Origin of the sequence: Sorangium sp. So ce887 (genome assembly GCF_051521455.1) — a bacterium.
GTDB lineage: Bacteria > Myxococcota_A > Polyangia > Polyangiales > Polyangiaceae > Sorangium.
This window is the reverse complement of sequence record NZ_CP150354.1, coordinates 322,764-336,190: the sequence shown is the minus strand read 5'-3', so window position 1 is coordinate 336,190 and position 13,427 is coordinate 322,764. Positions and strand designations below refer to the sequence as shown.

General features: G+C 71.2%; 11 protein-coding genes. 4 read left to right on the top strand and 7 right to left on the bottom strand.

Annotated elements, in window-relative coordinates; genetic code table 11:
* The first annotated feature begins 102 nt into the window (after positions 1–102).
* The gene (locus WMF36_RS01365; protein WP_437577749.1) at positions 103–1,368 is read left to right on the top strand and encodes a PAS domain S-box protein; all 1,266 of its coding nucleotides are present in this window, start codon (positions 103–105) and stop codon (positions 1,366–1,368) included.
* 89 nt (positions 1,369–1,457) lie between these two features.
* Here the strand turns inward: WMF36_RS01365 and WMF36_RS01360 are convergent, their stop codons facing one another.
* A complete protein-coding gene (locus WMF36_RS01360) occupies positions 1,458–2,108 on the bottom strand; it encodes a TetR/AcrR family transcriptional regulator (RefSeq protein WP_437577748.1) in 651 nt (216 codons plus the stop codon).
* Positions 2,109–2,239: 131 nt separating this feature from the next.
* Here WMF36_RS01360 and WMF36_RS01355 point away from each other — a divergent pair, with 131 nt between their 5' ends.
* Positions 2,240–2,848 carry a VOC family protein gene (locus WMF36_RS01355; RefSeq protein ID WP_437577747.1) on the top strand — a complete coding sequence of 203 codons (609 nt, stop codon included), beginning with the start codon at positions 2,240–2,242 and terminating at the stop codon, positions 2,846–2,848.
* Between the two features lie 177 nt (positions 2,849–3,025).
* Positions 3,026–3,451, top strand: coding sequence for an organic hydroperoxide resistance protein (locus WMF36_RS01350; RefSeq protein ID WP_437577746.1), 426 nt, complete (start codon positions 3,026–3,028; stop codon positions 3,449–3,451).
* 57 nt (positions 3,452–3,508) lie between these two features.
* Here the strand turns inward: WMF36_RS01350 and WMF36_RS01345 are convergent, their stop codons facing one another.
* The 3 genes from WMF36_RS01345 to WMF36_RS01335 form a co-directional block, all read right to left on the bottom strand.
* On the bottom strand, positions 3,509–5,392 hold the full coding sequence (locus WMF36_RS01345; RefSeq protein ID WP_437577745.1) for an ABC transporter ATP-binding protein: 1,884 nt from the start codon (positions 5,390–5,392) through the stop codon (positions 3,509–3,511).
* Positions 5,389–7,338 carry an ABC transporter ATP-binding protein gene (locus tag WMF36_RS01340; protein WP_437577744.1) on the bottom strand — a complete coding sequence of 650 codons (1,950 nt, stop codon included), beginning with the start codon at positions 7,336–7,338 and terminating at the stop codon, positions 5,389–5,391. Before WMF36_RS01340 ends, WMF36_RS01345 begins: the two co-directional genes overlap by 4 nt.
* 217 nt (positions 7,339–7,555) lie before the next feature.
* Positions 7,556–9,109: a hypothetical protein gene (locus WMF36_RS01335; RefSeq protein WP_437577743.1), complete on the bottom strand. Its 1,554-nt coding sequence runs from the start codon at positions 9,107–9,109 to the stop codon at positions 7,556–7,558.
* Between the two features lie 529 nt (positions 9,110–9,638).
* On the opposite strand from WMF36_RS01335, the gene WMF36_RS01330 reads away from it, so the two are divergent.
* Complete coding sequence (locus WMF36_RS01330) at positions 9,639–10,550, top strand: LysR family transcriptional regulator (RefSeq protein ID WP_437577742.1); 912 nt, start codon at positions 9,639–9,641, stop codon at positions 10,548–10,550.
* A 112-nt stretch (positions 10,551–10,662) separates the two neighbouring features.
* On the opposite strand, the gene ilvE is transcribed toward WMF36_RS01330, so the two are convergent.
* From ilvE to WMF36_RS01315, 3 genes are all read right to left on the bottom strand, one after another.
* Positions 10,663–11,553: a branched-chain-amino-acid transaminase gene (ilvE, locus tag WMF36_RS01325; RefSeq protein WP_437577741.1), complete on the bottom strand. Its 891-nt coding sequence runs from the start codon at positions 11,551–11,553 to the stop codon at positions 10,663–10,665.
* Positions 11,554–11,558: 5 nt separating this feature from the next.
* Entirely contained in the window at positions 11,559–12,260 is a 702-nt protein-coding gene (locus WMF36_RS01320; RefSeq protein WP_437577740.1) for an IclR family transcriptional regulator, read from the bottom strand.
* A gap of 123 nt (positions 12,261–12,383) precedes the next feature.
* Complete coding sequence (locus WMF36_RS01315) at positions 12,384–13,310, bottom strand: LysR family transcriptional regulator (RefSeq protein WP_437577739.1); 927 nt, start codon at positions 13,308–13,310, stop codon at positions 12,384–12,386.
* Positions 13,311–13,427 lie beyond the last annotated feature (117 nt).

The following is a 13,427-nucleotide window of genomic DNA, read 5'->3' as shown; positions in this document are numbered from 1 at the left end:
GTATAGCGGCGCACGATCGCGACGCGTATCCGCGGCGCCCGGCCTCGGATCGCCCAGGAAGCTCGACGATCCGCGCCGGATCTGGTAGCGGTGGAATTTACCATGAACCAAGCGTGGCAGATGGACGAGCTCGGCCGATTCTTCGAGCTGTCCGTGGATCTGGTGGGCATCGCGGGGACTGACGGGCGCTTCAAGCGGGTTGGCCATGCATGGGAGCGCACGCTCGGGTTCTCGCGCGAAGAGCTCCTGTCGGCGCCCTTCATCGACTTCGTGCACCCCGACGACCGAGAGCGCACGGTGGCCGAGTCGGCGCGTTCGTTCGCCGGCTGTGGCACCGTGACGTTCACGAACCGCTACCGGTGTCGCGACGGCTCTTACCGGTGGATCGAGTGGAACTCGTCGTTTCATCCGGGGGAGGAGCTCGTCTATTTCGTCGCGCGTGACGTCACGGATCGCAAGCAAGCGGAGGAGTCGCTGCTCACGGCCGAGTCGCGGTTCCGGGCGGCGGTCGACGGGAGCCTGGACGCCTTCTTCGTGCTCCAGTGCGCGTTTGACGAGGCCGGGACGCTCGTGGATTTCGTGTTCACCGACGCCAACCAGCGGGCCGTCGAGGGGATGTCGATGCCGCGCGAGGAGATCGTCGGCCGGCGGTTCAGCGAGGTGGTGCCCGCCGCGCGCCAGCGCGGGCAGCTGGACAAGTACGCGCGCGTCTTTCGGACCGGCGAGCGGCTCCTCGAGGAGCAGGAGAGCCAGAGCTCAGGACACGAGGGCCGGTGGCTCCAGAATCAGGTCATCCCGCTGAGCGACGGCGTCGCGATCGCGGTCAGGGACATCACGCCCTTCAAGCGGCTGGAGGCCGAGCTCAGGGAGGCGCTCCAGCGCCGGGCGGCCTACGCCGAGGAGCTCGAGGAGAAGAACCGGCTGCTCGCGGCGGAGAACGCCGACCGCGAGCGCGCCGAGGCGGTGATGCGGCAGCAGCAGGAGACGATGCTCGCCATGTCCTCGCCCATCATCCAGGCGTGGGAGGGGATCCTCGTGCTGCCGGTCATCGGGACCGTGGAGACCGCGCGGGCGAATCACATCATGGAGCGCCTCCTCGCCGAGATCGTGCGGACGGGCGCGCGCTTCGCCGTCCTCGACCTGACCGGCGTGAGCGCGGTGGACGCCGCGACCGTGGCCCACCTCCTCGCCGTGGTGCGCGCGGCGAACCTCCTCGGCAGCACCTGCCTCGTCTCCGGGATCTCGCCCGGGATCGCGCGGACGATGACGGAGCTCGGCGGGGCCGAGGGAGGGTTCACGACCTTCGGCGTGCTCCAGAACGCCTTGCGTTACGCGCTCTCCCGCTGCGGCGCCGAGGGCGCGCGGTGAGCCGCCCCGAGCGCTCGCCTCGACGTGCGCTTCCGCTGATCTGAGGTGGCGAGAGCGCCGTTCGCGTCTCTCGACGGCTGTCGGGCCGCTCACGTGCGGCTGCGCGCCCGTTTGGCTGGCGCGGGGGCGAGCCACCGATCGACCTCCTCCGACACGTGCTGGAAGTCGAATGCTCCGGCGTCGACCCCGAGCTGGATCATGGCGCCGATGATGAAGGACGTGACCACGGCGGCGGCGGCGCGCGGATCCAGATCGGAGCGCAGCTGTCCGCCGCGCACGCCTTGCCGCACGAGGTGCTCGACCGCGAGGTTCCACTCCTTGTGGACGGCGCGAAACGCCATCCGTGCCGCCGGGTCGCGCCGCGCGCGCAGGGAGAGCTCCTGGAGGACGGTCGCCAGGTGCGGATTGTCCTGGAAGCTGCGCCATGCGCTCTCGAGGTGCGCTCTCAGGCCCGCGAGCGCGTCCGCCGGGCCTGCGGGCCCCGGGGCGCGCTCCTTTCCGAACTTGTCCGTCACGTGCTCGACGATGGCGACGAGGAGCGCGTCCTTGGTCCCGAAATAGTAGTGCAGCGTCGAGATGTTGACGCCCGCGCGCGCCGCGATGTCGCGCGTCCGCAGCCCCTCCAGCCCCTTCTCGGCGATGAGCGAGTACGCCGCCTCGAGCAGGTCGCGCCGCCGCGCTGCACCGAGCTCCGTGGTCGATGCCCTGCCGTCCGCGGCGGCGCCTCTCGTCTTCGCCAAGCCCGCGCAAAGCTACAGGTTTTCTCCCGTCCCATCAAGCGCCCGCGCCGCCCGCCTTGACCGCTCGCCCGCCGTCGCGTAAGTTCAATCAACTGATTGATTGATTGACCTTCCATTCTTGGAGGAAACGCATGACGTCCCCGGGGCTCACCGCCGCGCCGCTCTCGGCGCTGGTTCAGCGAAAGGCGATCGGCGTGGGAATGCGCCTCTTCTTCGCCTGGTCGCATCTCGCTTACCGCCTGCGTCCGCCGTGGAGCGGCAAGCTGAGCGCGGTCGATCACCTCACCCTGCCGTGTGCCGATCTGGGGGTGGCGGAGCGGTTCTATGTCGGGCTGCTCGGCGCGCGCGTGATGATGCGCGTCGACGTCCCGTTCCTCGCTCGGATGGGGCGGCCTGCGGACGAGATCGCGCGGGGCGTTCACCTCACTGTCGTGTTCGCGGGCGGGCCGCGACTCGACCTCTTCGAGTCGCCGATCGGGCAGCCGCCCCGCAACGCCGATCATCCGCACTGCGCGTTCCGGGTCGCGCCTGGGAGGCTGCTTGCCTGGAAGGAGCGCCTGAACGATGCTGGCGTGCCGACCTACGGCCCCACGCAGCTCGGACCGCCCGGCCAGGCGTCGCTCTATTTCAACGACCCCTTCGGCAACCGCCTGGAGCTCGTCACGCTCGGATTCACGGGGGAGATCCCCATCGGCGCGCCTGACGTCTCCGCGCTGGAGTACACCTGGACCGCCCCGTGAGCCCCGCGCCGAGCGCGCCGCGCGGCCCCGCGGGATCTCCGTCGGCGTCCCTTCCGACGTTGCGCAGGGTGGGCTCGAGCACTATGGGGAGCGTATCCGAACGGCTGCCCGGCCGGCCCTGCCCAGCGGGGACGAACCCTCCGTGCCCGGGCCGCCGTCACGAAAAGGAGCGCTCCGATGCCTGTCGACGTGAAGTACACGACCCAAGCCACTGCTCAGGGCGGCCGCGATGGCCACGCCAAGACCGCGGACGGTGCCCTCGACGTGAAGCTCTCGACGCCGAAGGAGCTTGGCGGCGCGGGTGGTGAGGGGAACAACCCGGAGCAGCTGTTCGCGGCGGGTTACGCGGCCTGCTTCCTGGGTGCCTTGAAGTTCGTGGCCGCGCAGGAGAAGGCGCGGATACCTGCCGACGCCACCGTGACCGCGACCGTCGGCATCGGCCCCCGCTCCGAGGGCGGATTTGGCCTCGATATCGGCCTGCGGATCGCGCTGCCGGGCCTGGAGCGGTCGCAAGCCGAGCAGCTGGTCGAGAAGGCGCACCAGGTTTGCCCTTACTCGAATGCCACCCGCAACAACGTCCCCGTCCGTCTAGAGGTCGCCTGATCTCGATCCCCCTCTCCCCCGAGCGATAGAGTTCGCCCCCTCCCAATAAATTCCCTCTCAGGGGGCCGGCGCCTCGTTTGCCAGCTCCCGGTGAAGCGCCGCAAACGCCCCTCCCCGCGCGAGCAGCTCCGCGTGCGTCCCCTGCTCCACGACCCGCCCGTGATCGAGCACGACGACCCGATCCGCGTGCCGGATCGTGCTCAGCCGGTGGGCCACCACGAAGCTCGTCCGCCCTCGCAGGAGCCGCCCGAGCGCCGCCTGCAGCCGGGCCTCGGTCAGCGCGTCCACCGAGCTCGTCGCCTCGTCGAGCAGCACGATGCGCGGATGGGCGACCATCGCCCGCAGAAAGCACACTATCTGCCGCTGCCCCAGCGACAGCCCCGTCCCCCGCTCGCCCACCTCGGTGTGGAGGCCGTCCGGCAGCGCGTCGAGCACGTCGAGCGCGTCCAGGCTCCGCGCCGCCTCGCGGATCTCGGCGTCGGTCGCCGCCGGGTTGCCCAGACGCACGTTGTCGAGCACCGTGCCGCTGAACAGGAAATTGCTCTGCAGCACCAGCCCGAGCTGCGCCCGCAGCGACGCCGACGAGGTCGTCGCGAGATCGTGCCCGTCGACGGTGATCGACCCCGCCGTCGGCAGATACAGCTTCGCGAGCAGGTTCAGGATCGATGTCTTGCCGCTGCCCGTGTGCCCGACCAGCGCGATCATCTCGCCCGGCTCGGCCACCAGATCGACCCCGTGGAGCACCGGCTTGCCCGGCTCGTAGGCGAAGCACACCCCCTGGAAGACGACCCGGCCGCGCACCGGCGGCAGCGCCGGAAAGCCGCCCTCGTCGGGCCAGGCGGGCTCCGCGTCGAGCACGCGAAAGAGCCGCTCGGCGCCCGCCATGGCCGTCAGGGCCTGGTTGTATTGATTCCCGAGGACGGGGATCGGGTTGAACAGCAGGTTCGCGAGGAAGAAGAACTCCACGAGCACGCTCAGCTCGATCGCGCCGTGCAGGGCCTGATAGCCGCCCACGACCACGAGCACGGCCAGGAACAGCTGGCCGTTGAACTCCAGGAGCGGGAGGAAAGCGGCCGAGTGGCGCGCCGCATCCATGTTGTAGCGCGAGTGGTCGAAGATCAGCGCCCGGAACAGCCCGCCGTTGATGTCCTGCCGCACGAAGCCCTGCGTCACGCGCACCCCCGTGACCGACTCGGCGAGCGTCGCCGTGACCCGGCTGAAGCTCTCCTGCGCGCGCTGGTGCGCGGCCCCGAGGCGCTTGTGGAAATAGACGATCAGCCCCCAGAAGACCGGGACCATCGCCGCCACCACGAGGAAGAGCGGCCAGTGCGCGTGGGCCATCAGCGCCATCGCCACCGCCATCGTGCCGAGCTGCACCGTGCTCACGAACACGACGTCCTGCACCGCCACCCGGATCGCGTCGATGTCGGAGGTCATGCGGCCGATGAGGCGCCCCACCCTCGTCTTCACGAAGAAGCTCATCGGCATGCGCAGGAGGTGCCTTTGCAGCCGATCGCGCATGTCGAACACCACGGCCTCGCCGAGTTCGAGCGCGAGGCGAGCGCGGTAGTGGAAGACGACCGCCGTGAACAGGGCCAGCGCCGCGAAGCCAATGACGGAGAGCAGCGTGGCGCGCGCGTCGCGCCGGGCCACCGGGCCGCTGATGATGGCGCCGACCGACCAGGTCAGGATCGGGAGCTGGATCGACCTCACCAACACGAGCACGAAGAGCGCGTTGCGCTTCCTCGAGTACGGGCGGGTGAAGGAGAGCACCCGCCGCACGAGCCCGAGATCGAGCCCGCGGTGGGCGTGGTCGCGCTCGTCCTCGAGCGAGGCGCGCGCGAGGCCGAGGCGGACGTCGATCGGCGCCGGCTCGGCCGCGGGGCGCGCCGGCCCCGCCGCCTTCGCAGGGCGGCGCGGCGCCTCGACGGCGCGGCTCACGCCGGCTCCTCGGCCGGGCCCGGGGCCGCGGGGCGCGCGCCGGCGCCGTCGCGGCGCGACGGGCTCTCGTCCGCGCGCGCGGCGGCGGCGTGGGCGTCGTGCAGCGCCAGCGCGCTCGCGTAGTGGCCGCGGCCCCGGAGGAGCTCCTCGTGCGTCCCCCGCTCGGCGATGCGGCCCCGGTCGAGCACGATCACCTGGTGCGCGCGGCGGAGCAGGTGGGCCCGGTGCGTGGCCATGATCGTCGTCCGCCCCCGGGTGGCGCTGAGGATCGCGTCGAGGATCTCGCGCTCGGTGCTCGCGTCCACCGCGGCGGTCGGGTCGTCGAGCAAGAGCAGCGGCGGGTCGAGCAGCACGGCGCGCGCGATGGCGAGCCGCTGCCGCTGGCCGCCCGAGAGGTTGGCCGCCGACTCGTCGAGCTCGGTGTCGTAGCCCTCGGGCAGCTCCCGGATGAACTCGTGGGCGCAGGCGATGACCGCGGCGCGCTCGATCTGCTCCCGCGTCGCGTGCGGGGCGCCGAACGCGATGTTGGCCGCCACCGTGTTGCTGAAGAGGAAGTTGTCCTGGAAGACGACCCCCATGCGCCGGCGGATCAGGTCGAGATCGTGCCGCCGCAGGTCGATGCCGTCGAGCAGGATGCGCCCGGAGGTCGGGTCGTAGAAGCGGGGAATCAAGCTGAGCAGCGTGCTCTTCCCCGCGCCGGTCGGGCCGATCACGGCGATGAACTGCCCGGGCGCCACGTCGAGGTCGATGCCGTGGAGGACGGGCTTCTCCGGGTCGTACCCGAAGGTGACGCGCTCGAACGCGAGGCGCCCCTCCACCTGGACGGGGCGCGCGGGCGCCTCGGGGCTCGTGATCTCGACGGGGGTGTCGAGCACCTCGAAGACGCGCCGCGCCCCGATGAAGCTCTGCTGCGCGGTGTTGACGAGGGTCGCCATGCTCGCGATCTGCCCGGAGAACTGCTGCAGGATGCCGGCGAACACCACGAGCTGCCCGAGCGTCATCCGGTCGCGCGTGACGAGCAGCCCGCCCATGCCGAGCAGCAGGACGAGGTGGCTCTGTCCGAGCAGGTCGATGGTCGGGCTGAGCACGCTGATCTTCCGGAACGTGCCCTGCTGCTGGTCGCGCACCTCGCGGTTGCGCTCGTCGAAGCGGCGGTGGGCCTCGCGCTCCCGCCCGAGCCCCTTGATGACCTGGATCCCCTGCATCCCCTCGGTGAAGCTCAGGACCATGCGGTCCACGAGCTCCCGGTTCTGCAGGTAGGCGGGCCGCACCCACCGGGCGAAGAGCGTGCTCGCGATCCAGAGCAGCGGCGTCGGCGCGAGGCACACGAGCGTCAGGAGGGCGTGCGTGCGGAGCATGTACGCGACGTACACGCCGAGCGACAGGACCATGATGACGCTCTGGAGCAGCACGCCGTCCACGAACGAGCGCACGAGCTGCACGTCCCCGGTGACGCGGTTGATGAGCGAGCCGCTCTTGTTGGCGTCGTAGAACCGGAAGCTCAGCCGCTGGAGCTTGTCGTACACCCGCGCGCGGAGATCCGGGACGATCTCCATGTGGACGAGGTGGCCCACCGAGAGCGCGTAACCGTAGTTGAGCACCGCGCGGGCGACCGCCATGGCGAGGATCGCAGCGCCGATCGAGAGGACCGCGCGCATGGGCTCACGCTCCAGGTCGAGCAGCCGGCCGATTCCGAGCGGCAGCGCCGGCGGACGGATCGACGGATCGAGCCGATGGCGGAGGATGTCGATGGCGAGCCCGGTCAGGCCGAGCCCCGCGAGCCCGAGCGAGAGCAGGACGATCTGGTAGCCGAGGACGCGCGCGACCCGCCCCCGGTACGCCCAGCTCAGCCCGAGGAGCCGCAGGAGGAGCGAGCGCCCCGCGCGGGAGCGCGCCGTTTCAGGGGAAGGGAGCGCGCCGAAACCAGAACGTGAGCCGGACGACATCAGAGCAGGGCACCTGGCAGACCGGCCACGCCGGGGGCCCGTAAGCTACTGATTCGCGCGGCGTTGGCCAGGGGCCCTGACGCGCGGATCGGCGGCGCCGGTCAGCGACCCACGTGAGAGAACCGCCAGGATGCCACGGACGCCAAGATAGCCGAGAGAGCTCGCTTCTTGACGGCCCTGGCGCCCTGCGGTTCGTTGTCTCGTCCGGGCGCGGCCCCTAGTACATCAGGTTGCCCTGGCCGAGCTGGAAGGTGATGTTGGAGCCGAGCGGATCGCGCGCGTTCTGGACGCGCAGGAGCGCGGTCGAGATCCGGCTCTCGCGCGCCGACCAGGCCGCCGCCGAGAGGCCCGCCGCGATCTCGTCCTTCGCCTGCCGGAGGCGGTACCGCGAGACGGGGTGCAGCGGCGTGCCGGCGACGCCGAGGACCCGCAGCGCGTCGTCGATCTCGACCTCGGCCAGCTCCATCAGGCGCTTCTGGACGTCGTCCCGCGCGTCGTGGAACTGGCCCGCGAGCTCCCGGGCGGCGCGCAGGCGCTGCTCCGCGAGGTCGAGGTTGAACGCGGCGTTCAGGACGCGGAGCAAGCGCCCCATCTTGACGATGTCGGAGTCGGGGAACTGGATGGGGGCGCCGAACCGCGCCTCCAGCTCCCGGCCCGCCAGAGACTCCTTGAAGAACGACGAGATATAAAAGGCGACCGCGGCCTCGATGTCGTCCCCGAAGGCGTTCGTGTGGAAGAACGGCGGCGTGTCCACGGCCTCGATGAGGGGCGGGGTGTTGAACGTGCCGTCGCCGAACCCGTTCAGGAACCCGAGGTCGAGGACGTCGATGTTCGGCTCGGCCAGCCCGACGCCCCCGAACCCGCCGTCGAACGCCCCGAAGGTGCTGGTCGCCGGCGCCTTCCGGGTCCCCGTGTCCAGATTGCGGTTCCGCCCCGTGTCCAGGTGGTTCGCGCCCGCGTTGGCGTGGCACACGTTGCAGCGGCCCCGCTGCGGATCGAGGAACGAAAGCCGCCCCTCGTTCGCCTCGGGATCGGTGAGCTTCACCCGCGTGAGATCGAGCTCGTTCATCCGGCCCAGGCTCATCTGGTAGGCCAGCGTGAGGTCGAGCTCCTGCTCCGTGGGGAGCCGGAACGAGACCCCCGGCTCACGGCTCAGGTCGGTCGGAAAGTGCTGGGTGATCGCCCCGGTCAGGAAGTCGCGCAGCGACCCGGCGCCCGGGGCGCCGTCGCCCGACCAGCCCGTGCGCTCGAGGGGCAGCTCCGCGCCCTCGTGCATCGGGTCGGGCGTGATGGTCGTCGCCAGCGAGAACGTGTGCGGGACCCCGCGCATCACGTACTTGCCGTCGAGGTCGTCGAAGCCGTCGATGTTCTCGCGGATCAGGCCGAGCGTCTTCAGCTCGTAGATCTCGAGGTCGATCAGCTCGGGCTCCTGCTCGTGGACGAACAGCGGATCAAAAGGGTTGATGTCGAGGAGCGCGTCGATGAAAGGGATGTCAATCGTGAAGTTGTTTTCGACAGGATGACAGGATCCGCAAGAGCGGCCGTTGCCCTCGAAAGTTTCGCGAAAGAAGATATCAGCGCCCGCGCAAATTTCGCTGGTCACGAGCCCGGCGACCACGCGAGGGTCGTTTTCGCAAGCAGCGAGCCTGTCCTCGGCGTTGAGCGCGCTCGACACGGCGGCATGGCGCTCGCCCTCCGCCCGGGGAGCGCACGAGGCGAGGGCGACGAGGGCGACGAGGGCGACGAGGGCGACGAGCGGAGCGAGGATCAAGGAACTCCAATTCGGACTTGGCATGGCGCGCTCTCTTCCTGTTACCGTTGTTCCGTACAGCTGCCGAAACGCTACGTTCATGGGTGCCGCGCGCCGCTCGGCGGGCAGCACCGGGGAAACGCGGTGGAAACCGGCTCGGCTGGACTCGGCTGGAGTCGACCGTCAGCGCGACTCGGGCCGGCCATGCGGGCTCATCCGTAGACGGGATGGCCAATCCAGGTCATCCATGCCGCCTTCGAGGCAACCCGGCGACCCGTGGTCCGCTCCATGCAACAAGGGCACTCTGGCCGCTCCGTGGCCGGCTGCTCGACCTGCAACAGGGTTGCGATCGCGGGCGAAGCGGGCGCGAGGAGGGTCCGGGGGCCGGGCTCCTGGTCGTGCTCGGGAAAATCGAAGCGAGACATGGGCACGACGACCGGCGGCATCCGCCCCGCCGCTCCCTCGGCGGGGTCAGCGACCGTGCCGGTCCAGTGGAAAACCTCTAGACCGGCCCATGGCGCGCCTCCAACTCATTCGTAGCATGGGCCCCATGCATCCCGTGCATCTTGCCTCGATTGACCTGAACCTGCTCGTCGTCTTCGACGCCCTCCTGGCGGAGGGGAGCGTCACGCGCGCCGCGGCGCGCGTCGGGCTGAGCCAGTCGGCCATGAGCCACGCCCTCGGGCGCCTCCGCGCGCTGATCGACGATCCCGTCCTTGTGCGCACGCCGAGGGGGATGATCCCGACGCCGCGCGCGCAGGAGCTCATCGGCCCCATCCGCGAGGCCCTCGCCCAGATCGAGGCGACGGTCGCGCACAGCCCCCGCTTCGACCCCGCCACGGCGCGCCGCTCGTTCGCGGTCGCCACGGTCGATTACGTGGAGCTCATCCTGCTGCCCCGGCTCGTGCAAAAGCTCTTCTCCGACGCGCCCTTCGTCGACCTGATCGCGCGCCCCTACGACGGCGAGATGTGGAGCTCCATGGAGACCGGCAAGGTCGACCTGGCGATCGGCCTGCTCCCCACCGTGCCCGCCGGTTTCTACCGGCAAAGGCTCATCGAGGAGCACTACATGTGCGTGGTGCGGAGAAATCATCCCGTGGTGGGCAGCAAGCTCACCCTCAAGAGCTACACGAGCTTACCTCACGCGCTCATCAGCCCGCGCGGCGACGGCGGGGGCCGGGTGGACGAGGTCCTCGCGGAGCGGGGGCTCTCGCGCCGTGTGGCGCTGCAGATCCCCCACTTCCTCGTGGCGGCGCACATCGTTGCCCAGACCGATCTCGTGCTGACCGTGCCGGCGCGCATCGCGCGCGTGTTCGCCGAGATGGAGGCGCTGCGCATCATGAAGCCGCCCGTGGAGCTCGGCGGCTTCTCGCTGGATCAGGTGTGGCACGAGCGGCAGGCGAAGGACCCGGCGCACATCTGGCTGAGAGGGATCTTCGCGGAGATCGCCCGTGACAGCTGACGTGCCCTCCGGCGGCCCGCCGCGCTCGGGTCTCCCGGGAGACCGGTCGACGAGACGATGAGCGGAGGACTGAACCGGTTAAGTCATTTTCCCCTTCCCTCGGCCTGCCCGTTCAGGTCTGGCCGCCGGGCGCGGCGATGAGCTCGACGCCCTCGGTCTCGGCGAGCTGCCGGTGGAGCGCGGTCAGGCGGGCGGTGACAGGGCCGCGTTCGCCGGGGCCGATCGCGCGCCCGTCGAGGCTGCGCATCGCGATCACGCCGGCGCCGGTGCCCGTCAGGAACGCCTCGTCGGCGGCGAAGAAGTCGAGCCGCCCGAGCGAGCGCTCCACGACGGTGAGCCCGAGGCCGCGCGCGAGCTCCATCACGGCCGCGCGGTTGATGCCCTCGAGGCAGCCGTCGGTGGCGGGCGGCGTCGCGAGCACGTCGCCGCGGAGCGCGAACACGTTGGCCACGCTGGCCTCGGCCACGTGGCCGCGCGCGTTCAGGAGCAGCGCGTCGTCGGCGCCGCGCTGCCTGGCCTCGAGCTTCGCGAGGGCGGAGCCCAGGTAGTTCAGGCTCTTGATCCGCATGTCGAGCGCGTCCGCGTCCGGCCGGCGGTGGCTCGACGTGATGAGCTCGAGGCCGCGCCGCCGCTGCTCGTCGTCGAAGAGGCGGATGGACCCCACGATGCAGAACAGCCCCGGCCGCTCGCAGGTGGTCGGGTCGACGCCGAGCGGGCCCACGCCGCGCGTCACCACGAGGCGGACGTAGGCCTCGCGCTCGGCGTGGGCGCGCGCGGTCTCCTCGACGATCGCGCGGAGCCCATCGAGCGGGCGCGGCAGCGCGAGGCCGAGCGCCTTCGCGCCGGCCGCGAGCCGCGCGAGGTGGCGCTCGATCCGGAAGAGCCGCCCCGCGGCGACGCGCATGCCCTCGAAGATGCCGTCGCCGTAGAGCAGCCCGTGATCGGTCACGTTCACGGTCGCGTCCTTCGCGTCGACGATTCGCCCATCGATCCATGTCTTCATGCCGTTCACCTCCTGCTGTCTCCCTGGAGAGCGCGCGCGACGCGCTCGGCGGCGTCGCGCGTGTGGCGCACCGCGGCGTCGTGACGATCGCCGCGCAGGCTCTGGGCGGCGGCGGCGCAGGCGATGCAGCCGTGCAGGCTGCCGCGCGCGAGCACCGGCGCCGCGATGACGGTGAGCCCGTCGATCCACTCGCCCTCGTTGACGTCGTAGCCGCGCCTGGCGGCGCGCTGCGCGGCGGGGCTCGCGCAGGGGGCGCCCACGAGCTCCGGCGCGTGCGCGAGGTAGAGCCGGCCGCTCGCGGTGACGTCGACGGGGACCTCGGCCCCGACCGTCGGCGCCGCGCGCAGGAGCCCCGTGCCCTCGGCCTTGTCGAGCACGACGAGCCGCCCCGCTCGCGCGGCGACGAGGAAGAACGTCTCGCCGAAGGCGCGCGCCGCCCGCTCGAGCTCGGGCTTCGCGACGCGCGCGACGGGGTCGAGCCCCTGGGCGCCGAGCCCGAGGCGGATGAGGCCGACGCCGAGCCGGTAGCGCCCCTCCCCGTCCTGCTCGACAAGCGCGTGCGCGGCGAGCGACGCGAGCAGCCGGTGCAGCGTCGCCTTGGGCATGCGGAGGCGCGCCGCGAGCTCCGCCAGCGAGGCGCTGCCGCCCCCCTCGCGCAGCGCCTCGAGGGCGCGCACCGCCTTGTCGACCGTTCCAGAGCGTTCCATTATTCGGAATGAAGTTCCGATAATTGGTTTACTCCAATCCAGGGCCGCGGTCCAGGGCGCGCCGTTCTCGCGCCGTGGCGACGCGCGGAGGAGAGCGGGCGAAGGGCGCGCTCTCCTCGGGGGCTAGGCTCGCCGCGGCTTCGACGATGCGGACCGCGCGACTTCGACGATCTTGCCGCGCACGAACCGGCACGCGTCGTCGTCGTCGGTGCTCGACGGCCACACGAGCTCCGTCGGCGTGCCCTCGATCGCGAACGGCAGCGGGCGCGTGACGAGGTGCGGCCGGGTCTCGCGGATGTACGCGGCGATGTTGGTGGGGACGGTGGCGACAAGGGCGTTGCCGTCCAGCAGCGCGCCGAGGTTCGCGAACGTCGAGACCGAGCAGCGGACCTTGCGCGAGCGCTGCACCACGTCCTCGACGATGCCGCGCAGATCGCCGTTGTAGCTGACGATCACGTGATCGAGCGCGAAGTAGTCCTCCGTGGTCAGCGTGCGGCGCAGGCGCGTGTGGCGCGGGTCGAACAGGCACACGAAGCCGCCGCAGTACAGCGCCTGGCGGCGCACGGTCGCGGGCAGGTCATCGGCGACGGTGACCGCGGCGTCGAGGCCGCCCGCGAGCGCCGCTGCGATCGTGCGGAACTGCACCGGCACGGCGATCAGACGCATTCGCGGCGCCTCGGGCGCGAGGGCGCGGAGCAGCGCGGGCAGCAGCCAGAACTCGGCTGTATCGGACAGGCCGAGGCGCAATGTGCGCTCGCTGGTCGCCGGGTTCCATTGCGGCTCGCTGAGCGCGGCGTCGACGATCGCCTGGAGGTGGGGCACCAGCGTCGCGCGCAGCCGCTCGCCCCGGCCGGTGAGCGCGAGGCCGCGCCCGCGCCGCACGAACAGCGGAGCCCCGACGGCGGTGGCCAGCCTGCGCAGCGCCGCGCTGACCGCCGGCTGGGTCAGGTAGAGCCGGCCCGCCGCCGCGGTGACGCTGCCCGTGTCCGCGACCACCGCGAACACGCGCAGGAGGTTGAGGTCGAGGTCTCTCCCATAACTGGGGTTCATATGACTCATATATCCTATTCACTGGCATGGTGGGGTGCACGGGCGCATGGTCACGACAGGACGAGTCGCGTTCAGCCCGGGCTGGGGTATCTGGACGCCTGGCACGCGCCGACCCGC